Source organism: Streptomyces rubrogriseus (assembly GCF_027947575.1).
In the GTDB taxonomy this organism is placed as follows: domain Bacteria; phylum Actinomycetota; class Actinomycetes; order Streptomycetales; family Streptomycetaceae; genus Streptomyces; species Streptomyces rubrogriseus.
Genome location: NZ_CP116256.1, coordinates 2,116,203 through 2,140,276, shown reverse-complemented (window position 1 = coordinate 2,140,276; position 24,074 = coordinate 2,116,203). Strand labels below are relative to the sequence as shown.

The 24,074-nt window shown below is 71.8% G+C and carries 20 protein-coding genes; 11 read left to right on the top strand and 9 right to left on the bottom strand.

Translation table 11 applies throughout. The features are described 5' to 3' along the window. Nucleotides 1–65 precede the first annotated feature (65 nt). The 3 genes from Sru02f_RS09350 to Sru02f_RS09340 all read left to right on the top strand — a co-directional run bounded on the left by Sru02f_RS09350 (nt 66) and on the right by Sru02f_RS09340 (nt 2,965). The gene (locus tag Sru02f_RS09350; RefSeq protein WP_109031964.1) at nt 66–989 is read left to right on the top strand and encodes an ABC transporter ATP-binding protein; all 924 of its coding nucleotides are present in this window, start codon (nt 66–68) and stop codon (nt 987–989) included. 88 nt (nt 990–1,077) lie between these two features. Beyond that, complete coding sequence (locus tag Sru02f_RS09345; protein ID WP_109031963.1) at nt 1,078–1,887, top strand: ABC transporter permease; 810 nt, start codon at nt 1,078–1,080, stop codon at nt 1,885–1,887. A gap of 55 nt (nt 1,888–1,942) precedes the next feature. Beyond that, nucleotides 1,943–2,965 (top strand): COX15/CtaA family protein, encoded by a 1,023-nt coding sequence (locus Sru02f_RS09340; RefSeq protein ID WP_109031962.1) that lies wholly within the window; start codon nt 1,943–1,945, stop codon nt 2,963–2,965. Here the strand turns inward: Sru02f_RS09340 and Sru02f_RS09335 are convergent. The 4 genes from Sru02f_RS09335 to Sru02f_RS09320 form a co-directional block, all read right to left on the bottom strand. Next, entirely contained in the window at nt 2,920–3,663 is a 744-nt protein-coding gene (locus tag Sru02f_RS09335) for a nucleotidyltransferase domain-containing protein (RefSeq protein WP_174855074.1), read from the bottom strand. The two genes, Sru02f_RS09340 and Sru02f_RS09335, sit on opposite strands and share 46 nt — an antisense overlap. A 60-nt stretch (nt 3,664–3,723) precedes the next feature. Next, complete coding sequence (locus Sru02f_RS09330; protein ID WP_109031960.1) at nt 3,724–4,830, bottom strand: amidohydrolase family protein; 1,107 nt, start codon at nt 4,828–4,830, stop codon at nt 3,724–3,726. 114 nt (nt 4,831–4,944) lie between these two features. Continuing rightward, complete coding sequence (locus Sru02f_RS09325; RefSeq protein WP_164278617.1) at nt 4,945–5,313, bottom strand: hypothetical protein; 369 nt, start codon at nt 5,311–5,313, stop codon at nt 4,945–4,947. A 97-nt stretch (nt 5,314–5,410) separates the two neighbouring features. Next, on the bottom strand, nt 5,411–6,364 hold the full coding sequence (locus tag Sru02f_RS09320; protein WP_003976885.1) for a heme o synthase: 954 nt from the start codon (nt 6,362–6,364) through the stop codon (nt 5,411–5,413). A 370-nt stretch (nt 6,365–6,734) separates the two neighbouring features. On the opposite strand from Sru02f_RS09320, the gene tkt reads away from it, so the two are divergent. From tkt to pgl, 5 genes are read left to right on the top strand one after another with little or no spacing between them, the layout of a single operon-like run. After that, nucleotides 6,735–8,822 carry a transketolase gene (tkt, locus tag Sru02f_RS09315; RefSeq protein WP_109031957.1) on the top strand — a complete coding sequence of 696 codons (2,088 nt, stop codon included), beginning with the start codon at nt 6,735–6,737 and terminating at the stop codon, nt 8,820–8,822. A gap of 37 nt (nt 8,823–8,859) precedes the next feature. Then, entirely contained in the window at nt 8,860–9,978 is a 1,119-nt protein-coding gene (gene tal, locus Sru02f_RS09310) for a transaldolase (RefSeq protein WP_109031956.1), read from the top strand. Between the two features lie 3 nt (nt 9,979–9,981). Next, nucleotides 9,982–11,505: a glucose-6-phosphate dehydrogenase gene (gene zwf, locus Sru02f_RS09305; RefSeq protein WP_109031955.1), complete on the top strand. Its 1,524-nt coding sequence runs from the start codon at nt 9,982–9,984 to the stop codon at nt 11,503–11,505. Then, nucleotides 11,502–12,557, top strand: a complete 1,056-nt coding sequence (gene opcA / locus Sru02f_RS09300) for a glucose-6-phosphate dehydrogenase assembly protein OpcA (RefSeq protein ID WP_109031954.1) — start codon at nt 11,502–11,504, stop codon at nt 12,555–12,557. Before zwf ends, opcA begins: the two co-directional genes overlap by 4 nt. Further along, nucleotides 12,554–13,339 (top strand): 6-phosphogluconolactonase, encoded by a 786-nt coding sequence (pgl, locus tag Sru02f_RS09295; RefSeq protein WP_109031953.1) that lies wholly within the window; start codon nt 12,554–12,556, stop codon nt 13,337–13,339. Before opcA ends, pgl begins: the two co-directional genes overlap by 4 nt. 128 nt (nt 13,340–13,467) lie before the next feature. Here pgl and Sru02f_RS09290 read toward each other — a convergent pair whose 3' ends face one another. From Sru02f_RS09290 to Sru02f_RS09270, 5 genes are all read right to left on the bottom strand, one after another. Then, on the bottom strand, nt 13,468–14,307 hold the full coding sequence (locus Sru02f_RS09290; RefSeq protein ID WP_109031952.1) for a carbohydrate ABC transporter permease: 840 nt from the start codon (nt 14,305–14,307) through the stop codon (nt 13,468–13,470). Nucleotides 14,308–14,317: 10 nt separating this feature from the next. Further along, nucleotides 14,318–15,682, bottom strand: coding sequence for a carbohydrate ABC transporter permease (locus Sru02f_RS09285; RefSeq protein WP_109031951.1), 1,365 nt, complete (start codon nt 15,680–15,682; stop codon nt 14,318–14,320). A 13-nt stretch (nt 15,683–15,695) separates the two neighbouring features. After that, nucleotides 15,696–17,024, bottom strand: coding sequence for an ABC transporter substrate-binding protein (locus Sru02f_RS09280; RefSeq protein WP_109031950.1), 1,329 nt, complete (start codon nt 17,022–17,024; stop codon nt 15,696–15,698). 47 nt (nt 17,025–17,071) lie between these two features. Then, nucleotides 17,072–18,697, bottom strand: a complete 1,626-nt coding sequence (locus Sru02f_RS09275) for a glycoside hydrolase family 13 protein (RefSeq protein WP_109031949.1) — start codon at nt 18,695–18,697, stop codon at nt 17,072–17,074. Nucleotides 18,698–18,868: 171 nt separating this feature from the next. Beyond that, nucleotides 18,869–20,134 carry an ABC transporter substrate-binding protein gene (locus tag Sru02f_RS09270; RefSeq protein WP_109031948.1) on the bottom strand — a complete coding sequence of 422 codons (1,266 nt, stop codon included), beginning with the start codon at nt 20,132–20,134 and terminating at the stop codon, nt 18,869–18,871. 160 nt (nt 20,135–20,294) lie between these two features. On the opposite strand from Sru02f_RS09270, the gene Sru02f_RS09265 reads away from it, so the two are divergent. The 3 genes from Sru02f_RS09265 to Sru02f_RS09255 are packed head-to-tail and all read left to right on the top strand — an operon-like array spanning nt 20,295 to nt 24,054. After that, on the top strand, nt 20,295–20,810 hold the full coding sequence (locus Sru02f_RS09265) for a PadR family transcriptional regulator (RefSeq protein ID WP_109031947.1): 516 nt from the start codon (nt 20,295–20,297) through the stop codon (nt 20,808–20,810). Further along, on the top strand, nt 20,807–21,574 hold the full coding sequence (locus Sru02f_RS09260; protein ID WP_109031946.1) for an ABC transporter ATP-binding protein: 768 nt from the start codon (nt 20,807–20,809) through the stop codon (nt 21,572–21,574). The genes Sru02f_RS09265 and Sru02f_RS09260 overlap by 4 nt, the downstream gene beginning before the upstream one ends. Before the next feature lie 50 nt (nt 21,575–21,624). Then, complete coding sequence (locus Sru02f_RS09255) at nt 21,625–24,054, top strand: FtsX-like permease family protein (RefSeq protein WP_109031945.1); 2,430 nt, start codon at nt 21,625–21,627, stop codon at nt 24,052–24,054. The last annotated feature ends 20 nt before the right edge of the window (nt 24,055–24,074 follow it).

Sequence of the window (24,074 nt, the reverse complement as noted above, 5' to 3'; positions counted from 1 at the left end):
GCGGCGAGGGGGTTTTCCACACCCCCGCGCCCGGCCGGTCGTCGGTCTCCCTAGACTCGTGACCCATGCGAAGCGAGCCCGTGGTCCAGGTCCAGGCCCTGGTGAAGCGGTACGGCACGAAGACCGCGGTGAACGGCCTCGACCTGGTGGCCCGCACGGGTGTCACCGCCGTGCTCGGCCCCAACGGGGCGGGCAAGACGACCACGGTCGAGACCTGTGAGGGATACCGCAGACCGGACTCCGGGACGGTGCGCGTCCTGGGCCTGGACCCGGTGCGGCAGGGCGCCGAGCTGCGCCCGCGGATCGGCGTGATGCTCCAGTCCGGCGGCGTCTACTCCGGCGCCCGCGCGGACGAGATGCTGCGCCACGTCGCGAAGCTGCACGCCCACCCGCTGGACGTCGACGCGCTGATCGAGCGGCTCGGTCTCGGCTCGTGCGGCCGCACCACGTACCGCAGGCTCTCCGGCGGGCAGCAGCAGCGGCTCGCCCTCGCGATGGCCGTGGTCGGCCGCCCCGAGCTGGTCTTCCTGGACGAGCCGACCGCCGGCCTCGACCCGCAGGCCCGCCGCGCCACCTGGGACCTCGTGCGGGACCTGCGCGGCGACGGGGTCTCGGTGATCCTCACCACGCACCACATGGACGAGGCCGAGCAGCTGGCCGACGACGTGGCCATCATCGACACCGGCCGGGTCGTCGCCCAGGGCTCTCCGGAGGAGCTGTGCCGCGGCGGCGCCGAGAACACCCTGCGGTTCACGGGCCGCCCGGGACTGGACGTCGCGTCGCTGCTCAAGGCGCTGCCCCCGGACTCCGCGGCGGCCGAGCTGACCCCTGGCTCCTACCGGGTGAACGGCGAGGTGGACCCGCAACTGCTCGCGACGGTGACCTCCTGGTGCGCCCAGCACGGGGTGATGCCGGACCGCATCTCGGTGGAGCGGCACACGCTGGAGGACGTTTTTCTGGAGCTGACAGGCAGGGAGTTGCGCTCATGATCTCGGTCAGCGCCAAGGACGGCCGGGGGTCCGGGGGTCGTCCCCCGGGAAGACACAGCCTGGAACTGACGGGCAAGGAGCTGCGCGGGTGACCACGACGACAGGGACACCGGGGAACACCGGCGCGTCCGGGACCGCGGGGACGTACGCGCCCAGGCCCGGCGCCGCTCCGCTCGGGCGCATGATCGCGGCCCAGGCCGTGCTCGAGACGAAGATGCTGCTGCGCAACGGCGAACAGCTGCTGCTGACGGTGATCATCCCGACGCTGCTGCTCGTCCTGTTCAGCTCCGTGGACATCGTCGACACCGGGGCCGGGGAGGCGGTCGACTTCCTCGCCCCGGGCATCCTCGCGCTGGCCGTGATGTCGACGGCGTTCACCGGGCAGGCCATCGCCACCGGCTTCGAGCGCCGGTACGGGGTGCTGAAGCGGCTGGCCGCCTCCCCGCTGCCGCGCTGGGCCCTGATGACCGCGAAGTCGGCGTCGGTGCTGGTCACCGAGGTGCTCCAGATCGTGCTGCTGACGGTGATCGCCTTCGCCCTGGGCTGGTCGCCGCACGGCAACCCGGCGGCGGTGCTGCTGCTCCTGGTCCTCGGCACCGCCGCCTTCTCCGGGCTGGGTCTGCTGATGGCCGGCACCCTCAAGGCGGAGGCCACGCTGGCCGCCGCCAACCTGGTCTTCCTGCTGCTCCTCGTGGGCGGCGGCGTGATCGTACCGCTGGACAGGTTCCCGGACGCGGCGCAGGACGTGCTGGGGCTGCTGCCCATCTCCGCCCTGTCCGACGGGCTCCGGGACGTCCTCCAGCACGGCGCCGCGATGCCCTGGGGCGACCTGGGGATCCTCGCCGGGTGGGCGGTCGTGGGGCTCGCGGCCGCGGGGAAGTTCTTCCGCTGGGAGTAAGAACACATGCCAGGGAACCGACCCTCGTGAAAGCGTGCACAAGCGGGCGCCTACGATGGACGGCGTGCCAAACGTGACCCGTGCCGACGCCGTAGCCGCCGTGCGCAACCCGCTCGCCTTCATCGCCGCGCGCTGGACCCCGCATCCCCGGACGGTCCAGCGGGCGGCCCTCGCGCCGATCGTGATGTCCGTGATCATCGTCGTCACCGGCGGCGCCGTCCGGCTCACCGGCTCGGGCCTCGGCTGCCCGACCTGGCCCAAGTGCACCGACGACTCGCTCACCACCACGAGCGAGATGGGCTTCCACGGCGTCATCGAGTTCGGCAACCGCATGCTGACCTACGCGCTGTGCGCCGCCGTCGGCTGGGCGATCATCGCCGCCCGCTCGCAGAAGCCCTACCGGCGCAGCCTCACCCTGCTGGGGTGGGCGCAGTTCTGGGTCGTGATGAGCAACGCCGTGCTCGGTGGCGTCGTCGTGCTCGTCGGGCTCAACCCCTACACGGTCGCGGCGCACTTCGTGGCGACGACGGCGCTGCTGACCCTGGCCACGGTGATGTGGCAGCGCACCCGGGAGGGCGACACCGCACCGCGCCCGCTGGTCGGCAAGTCCGTGCAGCAGCTGGTGTGGGTGATGGTCGTCGTCTCCGCGCTGCTGGTCGTGGTCGGCACCGTGGTCACCGGCGCGGGCCCGCACGCGGGCGACTCGAGCGACGTGCCGCGCATGCCGGTCGACTGGGAGATGATCAGCAAGGCGCACGCCGTCCTGGCGTGGATCGTGGTGACGCTGACGTTCGCCCTGTGGTTCGTGCTGAAGGCGGTCGACGCACCCAAGGGCCCGCTGGCCCGCACCCGCGACCTGTTCCTGGTGCTGCTCGCCCAGGGTGTCATCGGGTACGTCCAGTACTTCACCGACCTCCCCGAGGTCCTGGTCGGCCTGCACATGTTCGGCTCGTGCCTGGTGTGGATCGCGGTGCTGCGGGTGCTGCTGGCGCTGCGCGAGCGGCCCGAGGAGACGGTGCCCGGGCTGCCCGCTCAGGAGTACGACGCCACCAGCGTGTCGATGGCCGGTCCCAGGTAGCTCCGGGTCAGCTCCGCGCGGCGGGCGGTCCACTCCCCCGTGGCCGCGGGTCGCGCGCGGTTCCCGTAACGCCGTTCGGTGACGTCCTTGACGACCTCGCCGGGCGCGCCCATGGCGGACAGCTCGTCCAGGGCCTCCCGCTTGGTGATCAGGCGGCCCTCCCGCAGCGTGACGGTGGCGCGGGCGAAGGTGATCAGCCCCAGGTCGACCCAGACGTCCTGCGACCACAGCTCCGCCCTGCGCACGTGCGGACGCCAGAATTCCCGCTGGTCGCGGACGACGAAGGCGTGCAGTTCCCGGTCCGGCACCGGGGGCAGCAGCAGCTCCGGCGACTCGCCGTGCAGGACGCGGCCGAAGCTGTGGAGTTCGCGCCGGGTGACCGGGGTGACGGTCCGCTTGAAGAGCTGCTGGTGGGCCCAGGTCAGATGCCGCTGGTCGGGGTCGGCGACCGTGTCGGGCGACAGGTAGGTGCAGTGCAGCAGCCCGGCCAGGGGCTCGGCGCGCAGGCGGGCGTGGAGCAGGCCGAGCCGCCAGGCCGTGCGCGCCGTGGCCGGCCGGGGCAGGACCGCGATCAGGTCCAGGTCGCTGCGGCCCTCCTGGTAGTCGCCCGCGCCCAGTGAACCGTGTGCCCAGACGGCGACGGGGTCGAGGGGCGTGAGGCCGGCGAGGAAACGGTCGAGCAGGGCGTCGGTCGGCATCCGCCCAGTGTCGACGAATCCCTCCGGTGTGTACACCCGTCCCTCAAGCCCGTACACCCGTCACTCCAGTCCGTACACCCGCCCCGCGTTCCCCGAGGCGATCATCGCCGCCACCCGCTGGGCGTCCCCGAGCGACCACGCGCCCTCGGCCACCCAGGCGCCCAGCACCCGCCCGAGGGCCTCGCGGAAGAGCCGGGCGGCGACCACGTGCAGTTCGGGCAGGCCCTGGGCGCCGCTGGAGAACAGGATCTTGCCGAAGGGGGCCAGCTCCAGGATCTCCGCGAGGACCGTCGCGGCCCGGGCGCCGGTGCGCACCAGGGCGGCGCCCGAGTCGGCGTAGACGTGCGGGAAGACGCCGGCCAGGTGGGCGGCGTGGCGGTGGTACGGGTAGCCGTGCAGCAGGATTAGGTCGGTGCCGAGTCCGGCGGTGGTCCGCACGAAGTCGGTGAGCAGGACCGGGTCGGTGCGGTCGATGCGCAGGCCCGGTTCGCCGAGGCCGGCGTGCAGCTGGAGCGGCAGGCCGGAGGCGACGGCGATCCACAGCAGGTGGCGCAGCAGTACGGGGTCGCTCAGCTCCCCACCGACCTCGCGCCCGGTGAGCCAGCGGGCGGCGGCCCCGCGCACCTCGCCGGGGCCCGGCGGCTCCGGGGCGAGGGCCAGGCCGTGCCGCACCCCGGCGACCGAGGTGAACGCGACCGCGTTCGCGGCGGCGCCGTGCACGGCCTCGGCGAGGTTGGCGAGGAAGGACTCGACGGTGCCCGAGGTGTCGGCGACCTGCTCGGCGAGCAGCTCCAGGCGCACGATCTCGCGCGTGTCCGCGTCCGCGGCCGTGGCCATCTCGGTCGGTCCGGTGAGGTCTCCGGGCAGTCCCGCGTCGACCAGGTAGGTGGTGATGCCGCTGCCGCGCAGCAGCCTGCGGTCGGCCTCCATGACGCCCAGTTCGCGGCGCCGGGCCAGGTAGCGGGCGGGCGGGCAGTGCGGTTCCAGACCGAGCAGGGGCGGGCACCAGCGGCGTACCGCGAAGCCGGTCTGGGTGTCGAAGAGGGTGGTGCCCGGTGCGGGCGGGCCCTCGGTGCGGGCCAGCTGGGCCTCGAAGGTGCCGAGGCCCAGCTCCGTTCTCAGGACGCCGTGGCAGTACTGGTCCACCAGGGACGGCGTTTCGATCATCCGGGCTCCCCGCGCTGGGACCGTGTGCCGCGCGGCTCGTGTGCCTCGCGGCCCGCACGACTCGCGGTCCGCGTGCCTCGCGGCTTCCTACGGTCCTAACGGGTGAACCCGCCCTCAGGTGTTGCTCGGGCCCCCGACCTGGATGCCGGCCATGCGCGACCACTCGTAGCGGCCCGTGGTGACCTTGGCCGCGAACTCGCCGTCGAAGTCCTCGTGGACGGTGATCCCGGACTTCTCCACCGCCTTGCGCGCCCGCTCGTGGGTGCGCGCGACCAGGTCGCCCCAGGCGCCGTCCGCACCGACGAGGACGATCCGGGCGCCGCGCTCGCCGAGGTGGGCCACCTGGGCCTCGGCGCCGCCGTGGGCCTTGGCGAAGGCTTCGATCCGCCCGGCCGTCCGGGTCACCTCGTACGCGTCCCACCGGTCGGCCCAGCCGCGCTTCGCGCCGGACTGCTCCGTGTCCACCTGCTGCGTGTCTGCCATGACCAGGATGCTACCGACGGGTAGATCAAACGGCGACGGGCGGGGTGCGTGGCCTTGACCACGCGCCCCGCCCGTCGGACGGCTCCACGAGCAGCGCTCAGCGCAGGAAGGGGTCCACCGCGATCGCCAGGAACAGCACCGACACGTAGGTGATGGACCAGTGGAACAGCCGCATCTCCTTGAGCTTGCCGCCCGTCACCTCGGCCTTGGCGCGGTTCTGCAGCCCGTGCGCCTCCCACAGCCACATGCCGCCGGCGGCCAGGGCCACCGCCGTGTAGAACCAGCCGGTGTAGCCGAGCGGCTGCAGCAGCAGCGACACCACGACCATCACCCAGCTGTAGATGACGATCTGCCGGGCGACGACCTTGTTGGAGGCGATCACCGGGAGCATCGGCACGCCGACGCGCGCGTAGTCCTCCTTGACCTTCATGGACAGCGGCCAGTAGTGCGGCGGCGTCCAGAAGAACATCACCCCGAAGAGGATGACCGGCGCCCAGGACATCGAGTTGGTCACGGCCGACCAGCCGATGAGCACCGGCAGACAGCCCGCGATGCCGCCCCAGACGATGTTCTGCGAGGTACGGCGCTTGAGGATCATCGTGTAGACGACGACGTAGAAGAGGAGGGCGCCGAGCGAGAGCCAGGCCGACAGCCAGTTGACCGTGAAGCCGAACAGCAGCGTCGAGACGATCGCCAGGGTGATGCCGAAGACGAGGCATTCCACCGGGCTGACCATGCCGGTCACCAGGGGGCGCTGCGAGGTCCGGTCCATCAGCGCGTCGATGTCGCGGTCGATGTACATGTTCAGCGCGTTGGCGCCGCCGGCCGACAGATAACCGCCGACGCAGGTCAGCAGCACCAGCTTCAGATTCGGAACACCCTGTTCGGCGAGGAACATCACCGGAACGGTGGTGATTAGCAGAAGCTCGATGATCCGCGGCTTGGTCAGCGCCACGAACGCCTTGACACGGGCCCCGAACGGCCGGTGACTCGGGCTCTGGCTCGTCCCGATAACCCCCGCAGGACGGGATTCAACGGCCGTCACGCACACCCCTGACAGAGACTCCCAGCAAGCCCGACCGTGTGAAGTGGCGGTAAAGGCTCGCGCGTACCACGCCACTTTAGACGTTGCCCATACCTCGGCCTTCGCGGGGGTGGGCTCGTGTTGGCGAGGGCGCTCCGACGTGCGTTCGGAGAGTCGATTGAGCAGTCAGATGAGCGGCTCCGTATTCACTTGCCGAATGCGGTTTCGCCCAGTCGACAGGCGGATGCACAAGAGTCCCGGCAGTCTGGTTTCCATCGGAAAAACGCACGTACTTACGGGGGTAGGCTCGGCCATGGCCGGCCGACTCACGGACGCGCCGGCAGCCGGTGCACTCGTGCACCGGCAACCGACATGTGGAGAGGAGCCCTGACTCAGGGTGAGCACCAAGCCGACCACCACAGACCTCGAGTGGACCGAACTGGACCAGCGGGCCGTGGACACCGCCCGCGTCCTGGCCGCCGATGCCGTACAGAAGGTTGGCAACGGCCATCCGGGTACGGCGATGAGCCTGGCGCCCGCCGCCTACACCCTCTTCCAGAAGGTGATGCGGCACGACCCCGCCGACGCGAACTGGGTCGGGCGCGACCGTTTCGTGCTGTCCGCGGGTCACTCGTCCCTGACCCTCTACACCCAGCTGTACCTGGCCGGCTTCGGCCTGGAGCTGGCGGACCTGGAGTCCTTCCGCACCTGGGGCTCCAAGACCCCCGGCCACCCGGAGTACGGCCACACCACGGGCGTGGAGACCACGACCGGCCCGCTGGGCCAGGGTGTCGCCAACGCGGTGGGCATGGCGATGGCCGCCCGCTACGAGCGCGGCCTGTTCGACCCGGAGGCCGCCGAGGGCGAGTCCCCGTTCGACCACTTCGTCTACTGCATCGCCGGTGACGGCTGCCTCCAGGAGGGCATCTCCGCCGAGGCGTCCTCGACGGCCGGTCACCAGAAGCTCGGCAACCTGGTGCTGCTGTGGGACGACAACCACATCTCCATCGAGGGCGACACCGAGACGGCCGTCTCCGAGGACACCTGCAAGCGGTACGAGGCGTACGGCTGGCACGTCCAGCGGGTCGCGCCGAAGCCGGACGGCGACCTGGACCCGAACGCGATCTACGACGCGATCGAGGAGGCCAAGAAGGTCACCGACCGCCCCTCCTTCATCGCGATGCGCTCGATCATCGCCTGGCCCGCCCCGAACGCGCAGAACACCGAGGCCGCGCACGGCTCGGCGCTCGGCGACGACGAGGTCGCGGCGACCAAGCGGGTCCTGGGCTTCGACCCGGAGAAGTCCTTCGAGGTCTCCGACGAGGTCATCGGGCACACCCGCAAGGCGCTGGAGAAGGGCCAGGCCGCCCGCGCGGTGTGGGAGAAGTCCTTCCAGCAGTGGCGGGACAACAACCCCGAGCGCGCCGCCGAGTACGACCGCGTGGCCAAGGGTGAGCTGCCGGCGGGCTGGGAGGAGAAGATCCCGGTCTTCGAGGCGGGCAAGGGCCTGGCGACCCGCGCCGCGTCCGGCAAGGTGCTCCAGGCGCTCGGCGCGGTGATCCCGGAGCTGTGGGGCGGCTCGGCCGACCTCGCGGGCTCGAACAACACGACGATCGACAAGACGTCGTCCTTCCTCCCCGCGGGCAACCCGCTGCCGGAGGCCGACCCGTACGGCCGCACCATCCACTTCGGCATCCGCGAGCACGCGATGGCCGCGGAGATGAACGGCATCGCGCTGCACGGGAACACCCGCATCTACGGCGGAACGTTCCTGGTCTTCTCCGACTACATGCGCAACGCGGTACGGCTGTCCGCGCTGATGCACCTGCCGGTGACGTACGTGTGGACGCACGACTCCATCGGTCTGGGCGAGGACGGCCCGACCCACCAGCCGGTCGAGCACCTGGCCTCGCTGCGCGCCATCCCGGGTCTGAACGTGGTCCGCCCGGCCGACGCCAACGAGACGGCGATCGCCTGGCGGGAGATCCTGCGCCGCTGGACGAAGGAGTTCGGCAAGGGCCAGCCGCACGGTCTGGCGCTGACCCGTCAGGGCGTGCCGACGTACGAGCCGAACGAGGACGCGGCCAAGGGCGGCTACGTGCTGTTCGAGGCGGAGGGCGGCGACGCCGAGGTCGTGCTCATCGCCACCGGTTCCGAGGTGCACGTGGCCGTCGAGGCGCGTGAGGCGCTCCAGGCCGACGGCGTGCCGACCCGTGTGGTGTCCATGCCGTCCGTGGAGTGGTTCGAGCAGCAGGACCAGGGGTACCGGGACAGCGTCCTGCCCCCGTCCGTGAAGGCCCGGGTCGCGGTCGAGGCCGGAATCGGCCTGACCTGGCACAAGTACGTGGGAGACGCCGGCCGCATCGTCTCCCTGGAGCACTTCGGTGCCTCGGCGGACGCCAAGGTGCTCTTCAAGGAGTTCGGCTTCACCGCCGAGAACGTGGCCTCCGCCGCGCGGGAATCCCTGGCCGCTGCCCAGCGCTGACGCTCATATACGACTCGTAGTAGGAGATGCAATTTCCATGACAGACGCACTCAAGCGCCTCTCCGACGAAGGCGTCGCGATCTGGCTGGACGACCTGTCGCGCAAGCGGATCACGTCCGGCAACCTCGCCGAGCTGATCGACCAGCAGCACGTCGTGGGCGTCACCACCAACCCGTCGATCTTCCAGAAGGCGATCTCGCAGGGCGACGGCTACGACACGCAGCTCACCGACCTCGCCGCCCGCGAGGTCACGGTCGAAGAGGCCATCCGTATGATCACCACGGCGGACGTCCGGGACGCCGCCGACATCCTGCGTCCGGTGTTCGACAACACCGGCGGCAAGGACGGCCGGGTCTCCATCGAGGTCGACCCGCGCCTGGCGCACAACACCCGGGCGACGGTCGCCGAGGCCAAGCAGCTGGCCTGGCTGGTGGACCGGCCCAACACGCTGATCAAGATCCCTGCCACCGAGGCGGGTATCCCGGCGATCGCCGAGACCATCGGTCTGGGCATCAGCGTCAACGTCACGCTGATCTTCTCCCTGGAGCGCTACCGCAAGGTCATGGACGCCTTCCTGACCGGCCTGGAGAAGGCCAAGGAGCGCGGCCTGGACCTCTCGCAGATCCACTCGGTGGCGTCCTTCTTCGTGTCCCGCGTGGACACCGAGATCGACAAGCGGATCGACGCGCTCGGCACCGACGAGGCCAAGGCCCTGCGCGGCAAGGCCGCCGTCGCCAACGCGCGCCTCGCCTACCAGGCGTACGAGGAGGTCTTCGGCACCGACCGCTGGGCCGCCCTGGAGAAGGCCGGCGCCAACAAGCAGCGTCCGCTGTGGGCGTCGACCGGTGTGAAGGACAAGGCGTACAGCGACACCATGTACGTCACCGACCTGGTGGCACCCAACACGGTGAACACCATGCCGGAGGCGACCCTGTTCGCCACCGAGGACCACGGCGAGATCACCGGGGACGCCGTCTCCGGGACGTACGAGCAGGCCCGTGCCGACCTCGACGCGGTCGAGAAGCTCGGGATCTCCTACGACGAGGTGGTCCAGCTCCTGGAGAAGGAAGGCGTCGACAAGTTCGAGGACGCCTGGAACGACCTGCTGAAGTCCACGGAGGCGGAGCTCAAGCGCCTCGCTCCCTCGAAGGGCTGAGAATTGTCGAGCAGCAACCCGCTGCGTGACCCCGCAGACCGACGGCTCCCGCGCATCGCGGGGCCGTCGGGTCTGGTCATCTTCGGCGTCACCGGCGATCTGTCCCGCAAGAAGCTCATGCCCGCCGTGTACGACCTCGCCAACCGGGGTCTGCTGCCGCCGGGCTTCTCGCTCGTCGGGTTCGCCCGCCGCGACTGGGAGCACGAGGACTTCGCCCAGGTCGTGCACGACGCCGTCAAGGAGCACTCCCGCACCCCGTTCCGCGAGGAGGTCTGGCAGCAGCTGATCCAGGGGATGCGCTTCGTCCAGGGCACCTTCGACGACGACGACGCCTTCGAGCGGCTGCGCGGCACCATCGAGGAGCTGGACAAGGCACAGGGCACGGGCGGCAACTTCGCCTTCTACCTGTCGGTGCCGCCGAAGTCCTTCCCGGTGGTCATCCAGCAGCTCAAGAAGCACGGACTGGCGGACCAGTCGAGCGGCTCCTGGCGGCGGGCGGTGATCGAGAAGCCCTTCGGCCACGACCTGAAGTCGGCCGAGGAGCTGAACGCGATCGTCCACGAGGTCTTCGGCTCCGACCAGGTCTTCCGCATCGACCACTACCTGGGCAAGGAGACCGTCCAGAACATCCTGGCGCTGCGCTTCGCCAACACGATGTTCGAGCCGATCTGGAACCGGTCCTACGTCGACCACATCCAGATCACCATGGCCGAGGACATCGGCATCGGCGGCCGGGCCGGCTACTACGACGGCATCGGCGCGGCGCGTGACGTCATCCAGAACCACCTGCTCCAGCTGCTCGCGCTGACCGCCATGGAGGAGCCCGCCTCCTTCGACGCGGACGCGCTGGCGGCGGAGAAGACCAAGGTGCTCGGCGCGGTCCGCCTCCCCAAGGACCTGGGCCGGGACACCGTGCGCGGCCAGTACGCGGCGGGGTGGCAGGGCGGCGCCAAGGCCGTCGGCTACCTCGAAGAGGACGGCATCGACCCCAGGTCGAAGACCGACACCTACGCCGCCATCAAGGTCGGCATCGACAACCGCCGCTGGGCGGGCGTCCCCTTCTACCTGCGCACCGGCAAGCGCCTGGGCCGCCGGGTCACCGAGATCGCGGTGGTCTTCCAGCGGGCCCCGCACTCCCCCTTCGACACGACGGCCACCGAGGAACTCGGCTCGAACGCGATCGTCATCCGCGTCCAGCCCGACGAGGGCGTCACCGTCCGCTTCGGTTCCAAGGTGCCGGGCACGTCGATGGAGATCCGGGACGTGTCCATGGACTTCGCCTACGGCGAGTCCTTCACCGAGTCCAGCCCGGAGGCGTACGAGCGCCTGATCCTGGACGTCCTGCTGGGCGACGCCAACCTCTTCCCGCGTACCGAGGAGGTCGAGCTGTCCTGGAAGATCCTCGACCCGATCGAGGAGTACTGGGACGAGCACGGCACCCCGGCCCAGTACCCGGCCGGCACCTGGGGGCCCGTCGAGGCCGACGACATGCTGGAACGAGACGGACGGAGCTGGCGCCGGCCATGAAGACCGACCTCACGGACACCACGGCCAGCAAGATCAACAAGGCGCTGGTGCTCGGCCGCCGGGCGATCGGCACCCCGGCCATCGGCATGGTGCTCACCCTGGTCATCGTCACCGACGAGGAGAACGCCTACGACGCGCTGAAGGCCGCGAGCGACGCCGCTCACGAGCACCCCTCGCGCACCCTCGTCGTCATCAAGCGGGTCTCGCGCTCGCCCCGGGACCGCACCCGGTCCCGGCTCGACGCCGAGGTGCGCCTCGGCGCCGACGCGGGCACCGGCGAGACGATCGTGCTGCGGCTGTACGGCGACGTCGTCGACCACGCCCAGTCGGTGGTCCTGCCGCTGCTGCTGCCGGACGCGCCGGTCGTCGTCTGGTGGCCGGTGAACGCGCCGCTGGACCCGGCGAAGGACCCCCTGGGCGCCCTCGCCCAGCGCCGGGTCACCGACACCTACGCCTGCGAGGAGCCGATACGGGAGCTGGCGGCCCGTGCCGACGCCTACGCACCGGGCGACACCGACCTGTCGTGGACCCGCATCACGCCGTGGCGCTCCATGCTGGCGGCCGCGCTCGACCAGGTCGACTGCGAGGTGCAGGGCGTCGAGGTGGAGGGCGAGGAGTTCAACCCGAGCTGCGAGCTGCTCGCGATGTGGCTCGCCGACCGGCTGGGCGTACCGGTGCGGCGCACGGTGTCGGGCGGCCCGGGTCTCACCGCGGTCCGCATGGACACCGACTGCGGTCCGGTCGTCCTGGACCGGGCCGACGGTTCGCTGGCGAACCTCTCCATCCAGGGCCAGCCGGCCCGTGCGGTCGCGCTCAAGCGCCGCGAGACCGCCGAGCTGATCGCGGAGGAGCTGCGCCGCCTGGACCCGGACGACACGTACGCCTCGGCGCTGCGGTACGGCGTGGACCGGCTGAACGAATCGGCCAAAGGAGACCGGGCCGGCGAAGGCGACGCCCTCGCGGTCGCCGCTCCCGTCGGGGCGGTCGCGAAGGCTTCCGCGAAGGACGCGGCGCGGGAGAAGACACCGGTGAGGAAGGCGGCGGCGAAATGAGCGAGACCCCGCAGCTGGTCGTGCACCGTGACAAGGAGCTGATGGCCGAGGCCGCGGCGGCCCGCCTGATCACGAAGATCGTGGACGCGCAGGCCTCCCGGGGCAGCGCGTCCGTGGTCCTCACCGGCGGCCGCAACGGCAACGGCCTGCTCGCGGCGCTGGCCGGCTCCCCGGCCCGGGACGCGATCGACTGGAGCCGCCTCGACCTGTGGTGGGGCGACGAGCGGTTCCTGCCGGAGGGCGACCCGGAGCGCAACGTCACCCAGGCGCACCAGGCACTCCTCGACTCGGTGCCGCTGGACCCGAAGCGGGTGCACGCGATGGCGGCCTCCGACGGCCCCTACGGCTCGGACGTCGAGGCGGCAGCGGCGGCCTACGCACAGGAACTGGCCACGGCATCCGTCCCGGAGAACCACGCCGCGGTCCCGTCCTTCGACGTCCTGCTCCTCGGCGTCGGCCCGGACACCCACGTGGCGTCGCTCTTCCCGGAGCACCCGGGCGTCCGGGAGACGGAGCGCACGGTGATCGGCGTCCACGGCTCCCCCAAGCCGCCGCCCATCCGCATCTCCCTGACCCTGCCCGCGATCCGCGCCGCCCGTGAGGTGTGGCTGCTGGCGGCGGGCGAGGACAAGGCGAACGCGGTGGCGATGGCCCTGTCGGGCGCGGGCGAGATCCAGGCCCCGGCAGCGGGCGCCCGGGGCCGCGCCCGCACCCTGTGGCTCCTGGACTCGGCGGCGGCATCCCAGCTGCCGCGATCCCTCTACCCACCGGCGTCGGCCTAACCAGCCCGTCCGGCGCTTGAGGACGAGGCCGTCCAGGCCGAAAGCAGGGGTCTGGGGGCGGCAGCCCCCAGGGACGGGAACGGGAAGGGGCGGCGGGGGCGAATAACCCTCCCGCCGCCCACCCCCGGTCACTTCACGGACCCCGCCATGACCCCCTGCACGAAATGCCGCTGGAACGCGAAGAACACCACCACCGGCACCACCAGTGACAGGAACGCCCCCGGCGCCAGCACGTCGATGTTGCTGCCGAACTGGCGGATCTGCGACTGGAGTTCCACCGTCAGCGGCTGCGACGAACTGTCCGCGAAGAGCAGCGCGACCAGCATGTCGTTCCACACCCACAGGAACTGGAAGATGGCGAGGCTGGCGATGGCCGGCTTGCCGACCGGCAGCACCAGCCGCGTGAAGATCCGCCACTCGTTGCCGCCGTCCATGCGCGCGGCCTCCAGCATCTCCTTGGGCATCTCGGCGAAGTAGTTCCGCAGCAGGAACACCGCGAACGGCAGTCCGTAGGCGACGTGGAAGAGCACCACACCCGGGATGGTCCCGAACAGGCCCAGCTGCCCGAAGAGTTTGGCGACCGGCAGCAGCCCGATCTGCACGGGCACCACCAGCAGCGCGACGACGACCAGGAAGACCGTCTCGCGCCCCGGGAAGTCCAGCCAGGCGAAGGCGTACCCGGCGAGCGCCCCGACGACCACGACGAGCACGGTCGTCGGTACGGAGATCAGCACCGTGTTCCAGAAGGCCTGGGTGATGCCGGAGTTGCCGAGCAGCGCCGAGTAGTTGTCGAGGGAGAGCTGCCCCGGGCTCGCCAGCGCCGTCCACCAGCCGCCCTTCGCCGTGTCCTCGGACGACCGCAGCGAGGACAGGAACAGCCCGGCCAGCGGCGTCATCCACACCAGCCCGACGAGCACGAGGAAGGCCTGGACGATCCCGTTGCCCAGATAGCGCCGGACGGCGTTCATCGCTGACTCCTCATCGCTGACTCCTCTTGAAGCGGCGGACGTTGAAGACCATGGCCGGGACGACGAGCAGCAGGAGCAGTACGCCGAGCGCGCTGCCGAGTCCCTGGTTGTTGCCGCCGCCGAACGACACCAGCCACATCTGCGTCGCGAGCACCGTCGCGTCCTCCTGCACGGGTCCGGGCGCGATGATGTAGACGAGGTCGAAGACCTTCATCACGTTGATCACGAGGGTGATGAAGACGACCGTGAGCACCGGTGCCAGCAGCGGCACGGTGATCCGCCGGAAGATCTGCCACTCGTTGGCGCCGTCCATCCGCGCCGCCTCCAGCGCGTCGCGCGGCAGCGAGGAGAGCCCGGCGCCGATCAGCACCATCGCGAACCCGGTCCAGATCCACAGGTACGCCCCGATGATGGCGGGGGTGACGAGAGCGGGTCCGAGCCAGGAGACGCCTTCGTAGGGCGGGGCGAAGTTGGAAGCAGGGAGCGCCACCGTGTAGGAGCCCGGGTCCAGCCCGTCGAAGGAGAAGGATCCGTCGGCGGCGGTGGTCGTGGTGGCGACCGTGCGGCCGTCGCGCACCGCCTCGACCGTCATCTCGGGCAGCCCGCTCTCCCGCCGGTCGACCCGGCCCTGCTCCCCTCCCCCGCCGGGTGTGAAGTCCAGGTAGACGACGCCGCGCACCTCGTCGTCGGCGGCCTCGCGCCCCGCCGCCCCGTACGCGGACTCCGCGCCGGACGGCAGGTCGTCGGGCGCCACGCCGACCAGGCCGAGGGCCACCGTGTCGCCGGGTGACACGCCCGCACCGGTCCGGTACGAGCCGTCGGCCCCCTTGACCGGACCGCCCTCCTGGCCCTCGCGCGCCCGGGCGCCCGGGTAGCTCGACGTACCGGCGAAGGCGTCGTGCACGCCGGTCACGGCGGCGTTGAGGACGCCCTTGTCCGGGTCGTGGTCGTAGGCGAGCCGGAAGATGATGCCGGCGGCGAGGAAGGAGACCGCCATCGGCATGAAGAGGAGCAGCTTGAAGGCGGTGGCCCAGCGGACCTTCTCGACCAGGACGGCGAGGATCAGGCCGAGGCCGGTCAGCAGGGTGGGCGCGACGACGACCCAGATCGCCGTGTTGCGGACGGCCTTGAGGGTGGCCGGGTCGCGGAACATCTCGGTGTAGTTCTCGCCGCCCACGAAGCGCGTGCCGGAGGCGTCGAAGAAGCTGCGGCCGACGGAGAACAGCACGGGGTAGACGACGAGGGCGCCCAGCAGGAGCAGCGCGGGCAGGACGAAGAGCAGGGCGACGGCCGCCCGGCGCCGCCGGGGACGCCGCAGGGGCGCCGGGCCGGGAGCGGCGGGCGGGCTCGCCTCTTTCACCAGGGTGGAGGTCATGACCGGTCGGCCCTCAGCCCTTGTAGGCCTTGGCCGCCGCGGCCTCCAGCTCGGCCGCGGTCGCCTTCGGGTCGGAGGGGTCGCGCAGGAAGTCCTGGAGGATCTTCCACTCGCCGGTGCCCTTGGTGCCGCCGAAGGCCGCCGGTGCCTGGTCGGACATGTCGAAGCGGACCGAGTCCCCGGCGCCGACGAGGGACTCGGCGGTGGCCCGGGTGACGTCGTCGCCGTAGGAGGCGGGGTCGAGGTTCTTGTTCGGGGAGAGGAAGCCGCCCGCCTCGGCCCACACGGCCGCGGCCTCCGGCGTCGCGAGGTACTCCAGGAGGGCCATGCCTGCCTCGGAGTTCTTGCCGTCCTTGAGGACGACGGCCGCGTCACCGCCGCTGACCACGGGCGCCTCGCCGCCGTCGACCGCGGGGAACGGGAAGAAGTTCGCGTCCTTGCCGATCTCCTTGTCGAACTGGTCCTTGGCGACCCCGGCGACGAAGTCCCCCTCGTAGACCATGCCGGCCTCGGGCTTCGGGCCGAACACCTTCTCCACCGAGCCCGGGAAGTCGGTGTTCAGGGCGCCCTTCTGACCGCCCGCGACGAGCTGCTCGTCCTTGAAGAGCTTGCCGAGGGTGGTGAGCGCCTCGACCACGCTCGCGTCGGTCCACTTCAGTTCGTGGGCGGCGAGGGCGTCGTACTTCTCGGGTCCGGCCTGGGAGAGGTAGACGTTCTCGAACCAGTCGGTCAGCGTCCAGCCGTCCTGCCCGGCCACCGAGAAGGCGGCGAGCCCGGAGTCGGAGACGGTCTGCCCGGCCTTCAGCATCTCGTCGTACGTCTTCGGCGGCTCGACCCCGGCCTGGGCGAGGGCGTCGGGGCTGTACCAGACGGTCGACTTGTGGGCCGCCTTGAAGTAGAGGCCGTAGAGGGTGCCGTCGACGGTCCCGTACGTCTGCCAGACGTCCGCGAAGTTGGTGTCGACGGACTTCTGGGCCGTCTTGGACAGCGGCTTCAGCCAGCCGTTGCCGGCGAACTGCCCCAGCACGCCGACCTGCGGGACCATCACGACGTCGGGGGCGTTGCCGCCCTCGATCTTGCTGCCGACCACGGTGGAGACGTTGTCGCCGGTGGAGACGAAGGAGGTCTTGGCGCCGGTCTTCTCGGTGAAGGCGTCCAGCACCTTCTGGAAGTTCTCCTGTTCGGTGCCGGACCAGACGCCGGCCACGGTGACCGACTGTCCGCTGAGCGCCTTGTCGCCGCCGCCCGCGGTGACGGGTCCGGAGCCGCCGCAGGCGGTCGCGCCGAGGGCGAGGACGAGGGCGGTGCAGCCGGTGAGCAGGGTGGTACGTCGTCGCATCATCGTTGATGTCCCTTCGAGGGTCGGGCGAGAAGAGGTTGGAGGCGAGGTCAGAGGTCGGCGATCCACCAGGCGGCGGTGGAGCCGGGCAGGACGCCGGGCGGGCAGGGGCCGTCGCTGGTCAGCAGCGGGGCGCCGGGGACCGGTGCGGGCGTGGGGGCGGTGCCGAAGTTGACGGCGCAGACCAGTCCGTCGCCGCGGACGAAGGCGAGCACGCCGGGCGGGGTGTCCAGCCAGCGCAGGGTGCCCTCGCCCAGCTGCGGCAGGTCGGAGCGGAGTTGCAGGCCGTCGCGGTAGAGGTGCCAGAAGGAGCGGGTGTCGGCGAGGGCGCGGTCGGTGGCGTACTCGGCGAAGTACTCGGGCTGCGGCAGCCAGGGCTTGGCACTCCCGTCGCCCGCGGTGAAGCCGAACGGGGACGCCTGGCCCGACCAGGGCAGCGGCACCCGGCAGCCGTCGCGGACCCGGGCGCGGCTGCCGGTGCGGCGGAAGATCGGGTCGGTGAGCACGTCGTCGGGCAGGTCGACGACCTCGGGCAGGCCCAGTTCCTCGCCCTGGTAGATGTACGCGGCTCCGGGCAGCGCGAGCATCAGGAGGGCGGCGGCACGGGCGCGGGCCGTCCCCAGGCCGCTGCCGTCGGTGGCGGGTTCGCCGTAGCGGGTGACGGTGCGGACCTGGTCGTGGTTGTTGAGGACCCAGGTGACCGTGGAACCGGTGCCGGCGATGTCCTGCATGGCCTCGGAGATGACCTTGCGGAAGGCGTCGGGGTCCCAGGGGGCGCCGAGGAGGTCGAAGAAGAAGGCCTGGTGGAGTTCGTCGGGCCTGACGTAGCGGGCGTGTTCGCGGGCACTGGGGACCGACACCTCGCCGACGAGGAGGCGTTCGCGGCCGTCGCGGCCGGTGTACTCCTCGCAGACCGCGCGCCAGCGCCGCCACACCTCGTGCACCTCGGGCTGGTTCCAGGCCAGCGGGTTGACCGAGTCGCGGGTGCGGGCGTCGGCCTCCGGGCCCGGGGAGTCGGGCAGTTCGGGGTGCTTGTAGAGGCCGGCGGCGACGTCGATGCGGAAGCCGTCGACGCCCCGGTCCAGCCAGAAGCGGAGTATCCGGTCGAACTCGGCGGCGACCTCTGGGGTGCGCCAGTTCCAGTCGGGCTGCTCGGGCGTGAACATGTGCAGGTACCACTGGCCGGGACGGCCGTCGGCCTCGGTCACCCGGGTCCAGGCGGGGCCGCCGAACATGGCGTGCCAGTTGTTGGGCGGCTCGTCCCCGTCCGGCCCGCGGCCGTCGGCGAAGTGGAAGCGGGCGCGGGCCGGGCTGCCGGGCGGGGACGCCAGCGCCTCGCGGAACCACGGGTGTTCGCTGGAGCAGTGGTTGGGGACGATGTCCAGCAGGACCCGGATGCCCAGGCGCCGGGCCGCGGCGACCAGCTCGTCGAACTCGTCGAGGTCGCCGAAGAGCGGGTCGACGCCCCGGTAGTCGGCGACGTCGTAACCGTGGTCGTGCTGCGGCGACGGGTAGAAGGGGCTCAACCAGATCCCGTCGACGCCGAGTTTGCGCAGGTAGGGCAGTCCGGCCCGGACACCGGCGAGATCGCCGACGCCGTCGCCGGTGCTGTCGAGGAAGCTGCGGACGTAGACCTGGTAGATCACCGCGTCACGCCACCAGTGGTGCCTGTTCACCCCGTGGACCTGTCTGTAGAGGAGGGCCGCTGTTATGCATGCATGTTAGGTAGCGATGACGCGAGGGTGTCAATGAACGGGACGGAGGCTACTGGACAGTTGGGCATTTATATGCCGACTTTTCAGCATGCGGCAGATGCAGATGAGACGTCGGCGTTACCTAACGCGTAACTAGGAGATCGCGGCCAGCTCGCGCGCCAGCCGCCGCACCGCGGCCTCGGGCGTCTGCCGCCCGGTCATCGCGTCGTGCACGACCGCCTGCACGGCCAGGCTGACCTGGTCGTAGCGCGGGCTCTTGGGGCGCGGGGCGGCGGCGAGCACGCTCTCGCGCAGGGTCGGCAGGTAGGGGAACGCCTCGATCAGCGCGGGGTCCTCGTACAGGTCGGCCCGTACGGGTGGCAGCGCGCCGCGGGTGAGGACCTGGCGCTGGACGCGCTCGCTGGTGAGGTACGCGATGAGGCGCGCGGCCGAGTCGGGGTGCCGGGCGTGGGCGCCGACGGCCAGGTTGGAGCCGCCGAGGACGCTGGTGCCGGGGCCGCTAGGACCGGGCAGCGGCACGGCGCCGACCTTCCCGGCGACCGCGGAGCCCGGGGCGGAGGCGCTGACGTAGGCGTAGGGCCAGTTGCGCAGGAAGAGCAGGCGGCCGTCCTGGAACGCCTGCTTGGACTCCTCCTCCTTGTAGGTCAGCGCCGCCTTCGGTATCCAGCCCTCGCGCACCCCGCGGGCCAGGAAACCGATGCCCTCGCGGGCCGCCGCCGAGTCCACGGTGACGCGTTCGCCCTCGTCGCCGAGGATGCTGCCCCCGGCCGAGTAGACGGACTCGGCGGCGTTCACGGTCAGGCCCTCGTAGGGCAGGAACTGGCCCGCGTAGCCGTCCAGTCCGTGTTCCGGGGCGATGGTCTCGGCGTACCGCTCCAGCTCCGCCCAGGTGCGCGGCGGCGGGACGCCCTCGGCGGCGAGGACGTCCTTGCGGTACAGGAGCAGACCGGCGTTGGTGACGTACGGGACGGCGTAGAGCCTGCCGTCGTAGGTCGCCGTGTCGACGACGGGCGGCAGGAAGGAGCCGAGCGGGAAGCGGTCGCGGGGCAGCGGGCGTATCCAGTCGGCGGCGGCGAACTCGGAGGTCCAGTTGACGTCGATGTTGAGGACGTCGAAGCGGTGCCGGCCGCCGTCGCGCAGGTCGGTGGTCATCTGCGCGCGGGTCTCGTCGGCGGAGTCGGGCAGTTCGACGAGGGTGACCCGTTCGCCGGGGTGGGCGCGGTTCCAGCCTTCGAGGAGCGGGCCGAGGTAGCCGGTGAGGTCCCCGGCGGTGGCCAGGGTGAGCGGTCCCCGGCCGCTCGCGGCCCCCTCGTCCGCGCGGGCGCCGGAGGCTGCGTACCCGGTCAGGATGACGAGGAGGACGAGGAGGCCCCTACCGGCGGCGTGGATCCACCGCATAGGTTCCTCCCTGTACACCCTCGTACACCGGGCTCACTGGCTCGCACCGGCACCGGGCGTCCTCGTCCCGGGTCAGAGGCCATGTATACCTGTTAGGTATGGGCGATACTAGGGCCTGGAGCACATCCGGGGACTCGAACAGAAGCGGGAGGACGGCTGAGTGCGCCTGCACCTCCTGGCTCTCCTGGCCCGCGGTCCGGCCCACGGCTACGAGCTGAAGCAGGACCTTGAGCAACTGCTGGGCTCCGCGTACCCTCAGCCGAACGTCGGCCAGATCTACGTCACCCTCAACCGTCTCGAGAAGACGGGACTGATCGAGGGCGAGGACATCGAGCAGTCGAGCCGACCCAACAAGAAGGTCTACCACCTCACCGACGCCGGGCGCGACGAGCTGCGGGCCTGGTACGAGGAGACGGCGGACGAGCCGCGGGTGCGGGACGAGTTCTTCATGAAGCTCGCCCTGGCTCCGCAGACCGGGCTCGCCGACCAGATCGCCCTGATCAACAAGCAGCGGCGGCAGTACCTGAACACGATGCGGCAGTTGTCGAAGCTGGCCGCCGCCGAAGACCGGGACAACCGCATCGCCCACCTCCTCATCGAGGGCGCGATGCTGCACCTGCAGGCCGACCTCGACTGGCTGGAGCGGTGCCAGGAAGAGCTGGAGGAGCTGGAGTGAGCGCTGGGGCGAGTGCCGACCCCGCTCCCGTGCTGCGCGCCGAGGGCCTGGTCAAGACGCACCACGGCGAGGGCGCCCCGGCGCACGCCGTGCGCGGGGTGGACCTGACGGTGCGGCGCGGCGAGTTCGTGGCGATCACGGGACCGTCCGGTGCCGGGAAGTCGACGCTGCTGCATCTGCTGGGCGGGCTCCAGCGGCCGGACGCGGGCAGCCTCTGGCTGGACGGCGCGTGCACCGACGCCTACGGCGAGGCACGCTGGGCCGTCGAGCGCAGGAAGCGGATCGGGATCGTCTTCCAGTTCTTCAACCTGGTGTCGGATCTGTCCGTCGCAGACAACGTGGAGCTGCCCGCCCTGCTCGCCGGGCTGCCACCCAAGCGGGCGCGCGCCGAGCGGGAGGGGCTGCTGGCCGAGCTGGGGCTGACGGGCAAGGAGCGCAGCATGCCCGGTGAGCTGTCCGGCGGTGAGCAGCAGCGGGTGGCGCTGGCGCGTGCGCTGGTCAACCATCCGCCGCTGCTGCTGGCGGACGAGCCCGCGGGCAGCCTGGACAGCAAGGGCACCCGTGAGGTGATGCGGCTGCTGTCCCGCTTCCACCAGCGGGGTCAGACGATCCTGCTGGTCACCCATGACGCGCGGCTCGCCAGCGCCGCCGACCGGGTGATCAGCTTCTTCGACGGGCGGATAGCCGACGACGCCGAGCTGGACGCCGCCGCGCCACCGCGCCGCCGTCCCGGGGCGTCCGCCGTCCTGGAACTCAAGGACTGACATGCGGGCGTACGACCACCGCGCGCACCGCGCACCGGAGGGCTGAGCCCGTGCGAGCCACTCTGCGCTGGGCCCACTCCGATCTGCGCACGCACCGGGGCGAGGCGCTGTTCCTCGTCCTCGCCACCGCGGGGATCGTCGCGTCGCTGCTGCTGGCCACGGCCCTGTTCGGGTACGCGACCAACCCCTGGCAGCGGGTCTTCACACAGGCGCGCGGCGCGCACGTCTGGCTGCACACCGACCGCGCCGCCGACACCGGCGACCTGGCCGCGCTGGACGGCGTCCAGTCCGTCGCCGGCCCCTACCCCACCGCCTCCACCACCGTCGCCGTGCGCGGCACCCGGGCCTCCGTCGAGCTGCGCGGCACCGCCGAGCGGCCCGACGTGGGGCGCCCGCTGCTCACCGCCGGGCACTGGCTCGACGCCGACGACCCCGACGGGGTGGTCCTGGAGACCCGCCTCGCCCGCGCACTGCTGGCCCAGCCCGGCGACACCCTCACCCTGACCGGCACCTCGCGCACCCTCACGGTGCTCGGCATCGCCGACAGCCCCGAACGCCGCTACCGGCCTGGCGAGCAGCCGGGCCTGGTGTGGGCGCCCCCGGCCGCGGTGCCCGACCCGGGCGGCCAGGTGATCGGACTGCGGCTGACCGATCCCGGGGAGACGGACTACGCCGTGCAGCGGGCGGTGACCGTACTGGGCGCCGGGGCGATCGGGCAGGTCTCCACCTGGGAGCAGGCCCGCGCGGAAGCACAGGGCGACAACCGGCTGCTCGGTCAGGTGCTCGGGCTGTTCGGGCTGGGCGCGCTGCTCGCCGCTGGGCTGGCGGTGCACGGGGCGATCGGCACCCGGATCCGAGGGCATCTGCGGGACATCTCGGTGCTGAAGGCGATCGGCTTCACACCGGGCCAGGTCGTGCGGGTCTTCCTGCTCCAGCACCTCGCCTACGCGCTGCTCGGCGCGGTGGCCGCCGCCGCGACCGTCCAGGCCCTGGGCAGCCGCGTCCCGGGGCGGCTCGGGGACGCGGTCGGCGTCTGGCAGGGGCTGCCCGGGCACACCGTCGCGCTGTTCGTCGTACCGGCGTGCGCGGTGCTGTTCATCGGCGCCACTACGGGCCTCGCGGCCTGGCGGGCCGGCCGGGTGCCGCCGGTTCCGCTGCCGCGTCCGGCGGGGGCGCAGGGCGGCGGGCTGTCCGTGGCGGCTCGCCGGGCGCTGGGGCTGCGGATGTTCCGGGTGCCGGTGGGAGTCCGATGGCAGGGACGTGGTGTCCGGGGTTCCGACGGAGCGGGTGCACCGGGTGCCGGGGCGTCGCCCGGCGTGCGGGATCTGGAGGTACGCGTACCGCCCGGCGTGCGGGAACTGGAGGTACGCGTACCGCCCGCCCTCGTGCTCGGCTGGCACAAGGCGTTCGCCCGCCGCCCGCGCTCGTTCGCCACGGTGGCCCGGCTCACGCTGCCGCTGCTGCTGATCGTGGTGGCGATGAGCGCGTGGACCACCATCGACCGCTTCCACAGCCGGCCCGAGCAGATCGGCCTGCCGGCCGCGCTGACCGTCCGCGCTGACACCGACACCGGGGAGCGCGGCACGCGGGCCCTGCTGGAGCGCGACCCCCAGGTCGCCGCCGCCTACCCGGGTGTCGAGGTCGCCGCCCTGGTGCCGGGCCAGACGGCGACGATCGCCCTGCGCGGGCTCGGCACCCGCGAGGAGCCCTACCCGTACGCCCTGGCCGAGGGCCGCCGCGCGCACGGACCGGACGAGGCGGTGGCCGGGCAGGGCCTCCTGGACCTGCTGGAGGTGGAGGTCGGCGACTGGGTGCGGATGACCGTCGGCGACCGGCCGCAGATCCTCCACATCGTGGGCCGCAGCATCGAGCCGGAGAACGCCGGCCGGGTCATCTCCACATCCCTGGACACCCTCCAGGAGAACGATCCGCGGCTCCGGCCGACCCTCTACCAGCTGCGTCTGGCGGCCGGAGCCGACCCGGACGAGGTCGCCGGGCGGCTCGCGGAGGCCGGGCACGGGCGGCTCGACGTGCACGCCGTGGCCAACCCGGCCGACGGGCTGTCCCCGTTGCGCGCGGTGGTCCTCGGACTGATCGCCGTCCTCGCCCTCGTCGGGCTGATCGAACTGCTCACGGCGATCGGCGGCACCGTCCGGGAGAGCGAACGGGACCTGCTCGCCCTCAAGGCGATCGGGCTCTCCCCGCGCCAGATCACCGGCATCACCGTCACGGCGACCGGCTGCACCGCCCTGGCGGCCGTGCTCCTCGCCGCCGCCCTCGGGCTGCCGCTCGCCCACTGGCTGATCGACGCCCAGGGCGCCTCCAGCGGCATCGGCGCGGGAATCGCCCAGGTCCCCTCTCCCGCTCTCCTGGTACTGGTGGGCGCGGCCGCGGTGCTCGGTGCGGCAGCGCTGGCCGCGGTGCCGTCGGCGCGGGCGGCCCGGCGGCGCCTCGCCGACACACTGAGCGCGGTGGCCTGACCGGGACCGGCCGGGCCACC